6 protein-coding genes are annotated in these 6,000 nt (G+C 67.8%); 1 reads left to right on the plus strand and 5 read right to left on the minus strand.

Translation table 11 applies throughout. The annotated features are described in order from the left end of the window. Nucleotides 1-248: 248 nt before the first annotated feature. The 5 genes from QM711_RS15525 to QM711_RS15545 form a co-directional block, all read right to left on the minus strand. On the minus strand, nt 249-1,199 hold the full coding sequence (locus QM711_RS15525; protein ID WP_415100910.1) for a carbohydrate kinase family protein: 951 nt from the start codon (nt 1,197-1,199) through the stop codon (nt 249-251). Next, on the minus strand, nt 1,199-2,608 hold the full coding sequence (locus QM711_RS15530; protein ID WP_415100912.1) for a sugar porter family MFS transporter: 1,410 nt from the start codon (nt 2,606-2,608) through the stop codon (nt 1,199-1,201). The genes QM711_RS15525 and QM711_RS15530 overlap by 1 nt, the downstream gene beginning before the upstream one ends. A 336-nt stretch (nt 2,609-2,944) precedes the next feature. Continuing rightward, nucleotides 2,945-3,967, minus strand: coding sequence for a class II fructose-bisphosphate aldolase (gene fbaA / locus QM711_RS15535; protein ID WP_415100914.1), 1,023 nt, complete (start codon nt 3,965-3,967; stop codon nt 2,945-2,947). 141 nt (nt 3,968-4,108) lie between these two features. Continuing rightward, a complete protein-coding gene (locus QM711_RS15540) occupies nt 4,109-4,633 on the minus strand; it encodes a hypothetical protein (RefSeq protein WP_415100916.1) in 525 nt (174 codons plus the stop codon). A gap of 144 nt (nt 4,634-4,777) precedes the next feature. Continuing rightward, on the minus strand, nt 4,778-5,422 hold the full coding sequence (locus tag QM711_RS15545; protein ID WP_415100950.1) for a TrmH family RNA methyltransferase: 645 nt from the start codon (nt 5,420-5,422) through the stop codon (nt 4,778-4,780). 178 nt (nt 5,423-5,600) lie between these two features. On the opposite strand from QM711_RS15545, the gene QM711_RS15550 reads away from it, so the two are divergent. Beyond that, on the plus strand, nt 5,601-6,000 hold a 400-nt coding region (locus QM711_RS15550; protein ID WP_415100918.1), incomplete at its 3' end, for a DedA family protein.

The following is a 6,000-nucleotide window of genomic DNA, read 5'->3' on the forward strand; positions in this document are numbered from 1 at the left end:
GTGGACATCCCGCGTCCGGCCCCCGCCCGCGAACGGCCGCACCCTCGTCCGTCCGCGTCGGTGGTCAGGACGCGGCGTGAGATGGCGCGTCAGCGGCCAGAGGTCCACGACTCACCGGCGCGGAGCGGCCCGAGATCATGCGCCATCTGACGGCCCACTGTGCTGAGCCACGGCGAGGCAGAGATCTCGGTCTCGACAGGAAGATCCGCCGGAGCCCGAAGGTTCCGGCGGATCTGTTGTTCCCAGCGTCAGTAAAGCGTCGGATCGGTCTGCTTGACCGCCTCCACCTCGGCGGCGGTCGGGGCGTAGGCGCCGTTCTTGCTGACGGTGATGCCCGAGGTGACCACGGCGTTGTGCAGCGCCGACTGGACGTCGGACCAGCCCGCATCCAGCAGGCGTCCCCGCGCCTCGACCGAGCCGAGCAACCCGCTCTTCAGCAGGCCCGCGATCAGGCCTGCCATGAACGAGTCACCCGCACCGACGGTGTCGCCGACAGTGACGTTCATCTGGTCGATGTGCAGCATGTCGCGGTTGTGCGCCAGCAGGGCGTAGGCACCCCAGGGACCCCGGGTGACCACCACCATCGACGGTCCGGCCTGGATCCAGCGACGCATCACGTCCTCGACCGGCTCGCCCGGGTAGAGCCACTCCAGGTCCTCATCGCTGACCTTGACCAGGTCGGAAAGCCCGACCAGGTCCTCCACCCTGCCGACCACCTGCTCGGGCGCGATCATCAGCGCCGGCCGGATGTTCGGGTCGTAGGAGATGGTGGCGTGCTCGCGGATCGCCCGGACGTTCTCGACGACGGCGGTGCCGCCGGGTTCGAGGGTGGCCGCGATGCTCCCCGTGTGCAGGTGCCCGTACTTCGACAGGTCGTCGATCGCCGGGACGTTCCACTCGAGGTCGAACTCGTAGGTGGCCCGGCCATCGGCGTCCAGGTGGGCGAAGGCGACGGCGGTCTTCTCGGCCGAGTCGGTACCCGGCACGATCGAGACCCCGGACGCGGTGGCCCACTCCGCGAGCCGGTCACCCCGTTCGTCCTTGCCCCACCAGGCGCAGATGCTGGCGGGCTCACCGAGCGTGGCGACGCCGGCCGCCACGTTCAGCAGGCTGCCGCCCACATGCTCCTTGGTCGAATCCTCCCGGATGACGACGTCGATCAACGCCTCGCCGAGACACAACACTTCGCGGTCAGACATCAGTGTCCTTTCGCGGCGAGCGGATCGCCGCTGTCGTTCGGGTCGTGGGTGAGGCCCAGTTTGGCCTCCATCTCCTCGAGCGGGACACCCTTCGTCTCAGGCATGACCTTGAGCACCCAGAACAGCTGGCCGACCATGAAGACCGCGAAGACCGCGAACGCCACGCCGCCACCGAGGCCGTTGATCACCGGCGGGAAGAAGGTCGAGGTCAACCAGGCGAACACCCAGTGGGTCAGCGAGCCGAAGGACTGGCCACGGCCACGGATGCGGTTCGGGAAGATCTCGGAGATGAACACCCAGATCACCGCGCCCTGACCGAAGGCGTGCGCGGCGATGAAGACCAGCAGGCCACCCAGCACCAGGAAGCTGGACTTCGAGTCGAACGCGCCCTTGAGCGCGGTCTCGTAGTAGAACATCAGCGCGGACATGAAGCCCAGGCTCACGATGTAGCCGATCGATCCGATGATCATCAGCTTCTTGCGGCCGATCCGGTCGATCACGGTCAGCGCCGCCATGGTGGCGATCAGGTTCATGAAGCCGACCGCGATGCTCATCTGGAAGGCGGCGTCGGTGGAAGCGCCGGCCTTCACCATGACGACCGGGGCGTAGTAGAGGATCGCGTTGATGCCTGACATCTGGTTGAACATGGCGATCATGAAGGCCAGCATGATGACCTTGAAATGACCCTTGGTGAAGAACGGCACCTTGGGGGCGTTCTCGGCCGCGGACAGCGAGGCGTCGATCTCCGCGATCTGGAAGTCGGCCTCCTCCCGCGAGGTGGTCAGCTTGGCGATCGTCTCGCGGCCCTCCTGCTCCTTGCCGTTGGCCATCAGCCAGCGCGGCGTCTCGGGAACGCTGAAGAGCATGATCAGGAAGATCGCGGCCGGGACGGCCATCACGCCGAACATCCAGCGCCAGTCGGTGGTCTCATCGTTGACGACAGCACGGACGATGGTGTTCGACAGATAGGCCAGCAGGATGCCGAGCACGATGTTGAACTGGACCAGGCCGACCAGGCGGCCACGGACCTTGGCCGGCGCGATCTCAGCGGTGTAGATCGGCGCACACACCGACGCCGCACCGACGCCGATGCCACCCAGGAACCGGAAGACCTCCAGGGTGATGATGTCGTGGGCGAACGCCGAACCCAGGGCGCCCGCCAGGTAGAGGATGCCGATCACGAACAGCACCGGCTTGCGGCCGTAGCGGTCGGCCGGCTTGCCGGCGGTCAGGGCGCCGAGGATGGTGCCCAGTAGGGCCATACCCACGGCCCAGCCGAGGTAGGCATCGGACAGGTGGAAGTAAGATTTCAGCTGCTCAGTGGTCCCGGAGATGACTGCTGTGTCAAACCCGAAGACCAGGCCGCCGATCGAGGCGACCAGCGCGCTACGTATGACGAGGGGTCTCATGCGCGACATGTTAGGGGTCTGCGACGGTCAGATGTACAGATTGCTACGCGGACATTTCGAATCCACACTACCCCAAGTAAAACCACAGCCGGGCTCCCCGGGAACGCCCCGGAAACTACGCTCGCCAACCGAGTCCACGTCGGTTCTCGCACCCGCCGGTCAGCCGGCCACGACGGCAACCCCTCGTCCCCGACCCACGAGGCCCTCCCTAACTACCTGTGCCCTCCCGCAGGTGGGAGGGCACAGGTAGTTAGGGAGGGCCTGGTCGGGATGGGCGTGGCCGGACGCGACGATGCCCGGACGCGGACGTCCGGGCATCGTCGGGTGGACCGTCGATCAGCCGATGGACTTTCCGGCCGAGCGCAGGTTCTCGCAGGCCTCGATGACCCGGGCCGCCATGCCGGCCTCGGCCGCCTTGCCCCAGGCGCGCGGGTCGTACATCTTCTTGTTGCCGACCTCGCCGTCGATCTTCAGCACACCGTCGTAGTTGGCCAGCATCCAGCCGGCCACCGGACGGCTGAACGCGTACTGGGTGTCGGTGTCGACGTTCATCTTGATGACGCCGTAGTCGACGGCGTCGCTGATCTCCTGCGGGGTTGAGCCCGAGCCACCATGGAAGACCAGGTCGAACGGCTTGTCCTTGCCGTGCTTGGCGCCGACGGCGTCCTGGATCTCCTTGAGCACCTCGGGACGCAGCTTCACCGAGCCCGGCTTGTAGACGCCGTGCACATTGCCGAAGGTCAGCGCGGTGATGTAGCGGCCCTTCTCGCCCAGGCCGAGCACCTCGATGGTCCGCAGGCCGTCCTCGACGGTGGTGTAGAGCTTGTCGTTGATCTCAGCCGCGACGCCGTCCTCTTCGCCGCCGACCACGCCGACCTCGATCTCGAGGATCTGCCGGGCCTTGCTGGTCAGCGCCAGCAGCTCGTCGGCGATCTGCAGGTTCTCTTCCATCGGCACGGCCGAGCCGTCCCACATGTGCGACTGGAACAGCGGCTCGAGGCCCCGGTCGACGCGCTCCTGCGAGATGGCGATGAGCGGCTTGACGTAGGTGTCGAGCTTCTCCTTCTGGCAGTGGTCGGTGTGCACCACGATGTTCACCGGGTAGTTCTTCGCGACCACATGGGCGTACTCGGCCAGCGCCACGGCGCCGGTGACCATGTGCTTGATGGTCGGACCGGATCCGTACTCGGCACCCCCGGTGCTGACCTGGATGATGCCGTCCGAGCCGGCGGCGGCGAAGCCCGCCATGGCGGCGTTGATGGACTGCGACGAGGTGATGTTGATCGCCGGGAAGGCGAACGAGCCCGCCTTCGCGGCGTCCAGCATCTCGGCATACTTCTCGGGTGTTGCGATGGGCATTCCTGCGCTCCTCACGGGGTTGTCGTGGCCCCACCGTCAGCGGTGACGCCTGCGATGACCAGGCCAGTCTTGCAAACTCCGCCGGGCGGCGCGACCTGTTTCGGCAACCTTCGGACGCCGTCCGCGCGACCGGTCCGTCGCTCAGTCGTCGAGCCGCGAGAGGTCGATCCAGGTCCGCCCGCCGGACAGGGCACGCACCGCCGAGTCGATGTTGGCCGGCAGTGCGGTGAGATAGTTCATCGGCACCGCCGCCGATCGGCCGTCCCGGGCCTGGACGCGGAGCAGCGGCGAGCGCCCGAGCCGTCCGGGTGCCGCGTGGAACGACCCGACCTCCGCCCAGGGCAGCCACAGCCCGGCCACCCAGACCCCGTCGCGGGTGGTGGCGAAGGCGGGACCTGGCGCGACCTGGCGAGCGTCGGCGCGAGCGATCAGCAGAGCCGTGCCGGTGATGATCAGCCAGACCAGGCCGACCGCGACGGCGGAGCCGACCAGCCAGGGCCCGAAGGACCCGACCTGAGCGGCGAAGAAGTACCACACGGCCGCGCCGATGCCGACCGACACGACGGTGGAGATCAGCCGCTGGATGAGCATCGAGCGCCGGCGCTTGACGGTCGCCTGAGCAGCCTCCGGCGCGTAATACACCACGTACTCGCCGGCACCGTTCACAGCGGCCATGGTAGTGGCCCGGTCGTCCGCCTCGGCGTCCGGCGTCCGGCCCCGGCGTCGAGGCCGGCCGTCCGCACCCGGCGTCCGCGCCCAGGCCCCTCCCTAACTACCTGTGCCCTCCCACCTGCGGGAGGGCACAGGTAGTTAGGGAGGGTTCTGGGGGTCCGGCGCCCAGCGGAGCGCCCAGTGGTACATGGCGATCGCCGCCGCCGCGCCGGCGTTCAGCGAACGGGTGGAGCCGTGCTGGGTGATCGAGACCAGGGACGCGCAGCCGGCCACCACCTCGTCGGTCAGGCCCGGGCCCTCCGAGCCGAAGACCAGGCAGCAGCGCTGAGGGAGTTCGGCGCGCTCCAGCGGCACCGAGCCCGGCAGATTGTCGACTCCCACCGGGACGACGCCGTCCTGCGCCAGCGCGTTCAGGAAGCCGGCGACCTCGTCGTGGTGCCGCACGTGCAGGTAGCGGTCGGTGACCATCGCGCCGCGCCGGTTCCAGCGCCGGCGTCCGAGAATGTGCACGGTGGAAACGTTGAAGGCGTTCGCCGTCCGGACGATGGAGCCGATGTTGAAGTCGTGCTCCCAGTTCTGGATCGCCACCTGCAGCGGATTCCGGCGGGTGTCCAGGTCGGCGACAATGGCGTCCAGGCGCCAGTAACGGTACTGGTCGATCACGTTGCGCCGGTCGCCCGCTGCGAGCAACTCCGGATCGAGCCGCGGGTCGTCCGGCCATGGCTGCGGGTGTGGACCAACCCCTACCGCCGGGGCGGTGGGGTCGTCGCGTCGATCTCCGATTGCCTCTCGACCAAGGGCCGCGGTTCTGCCAGAATGCTCGGTTTCAGGCTCCACGGAACGTCACGGTATCCTGGATCATCGTGACCCTGCTTCCCTTGCTCGCGCCACTGCTGCTGCCCGACTGGATGGACCCCGAGTACCTGATCCACGCCCTGGGCAACTGGGCCCTGTGGGGGGGGTGGCCCTGATCCTCATCATCGAGTGTTCGATCTTCCCGATCCTGCCCGGCGACTCGCTGCTCTTCACCGTGGGGATGTTCATCGCCATCACCCCGCCGGCGATCACCTTCCCGGGCATGAGCCAGCCGATGGTGCTGGTGGTGTCGTGCGTCGTGCTGATGATCGCCGCAGTCCTGGGCAACGTGGTGGGCTACTTCGTCGGCAAGTGGATCGGGCCGGCGATCTTCAAGCCGCGCGAAGGCTTCTGGGGCCGGGTGTTCGACCCCAAACGGGTCGACCAGACCCACGAGTTGATGGAGCGCTACGGCCCGCGCGCCCTGGTGCTGGCCCGGTTCGTCCCGTTCGCCCGGACCTTCATCACGCTGATCGCCGGCATCGGGCGGATGGACTTCCGCCGCT

Origin of the sequence: Micropruina sp. (assembly GCF_047602385.1) — a bacterium.
In the GTDB taxonomy this organism is placed as follows: Bacteria; Actinomycetota; Actinomycetes; order Propionibacteriales; family Propionibacteriaceae; genus Micropruina.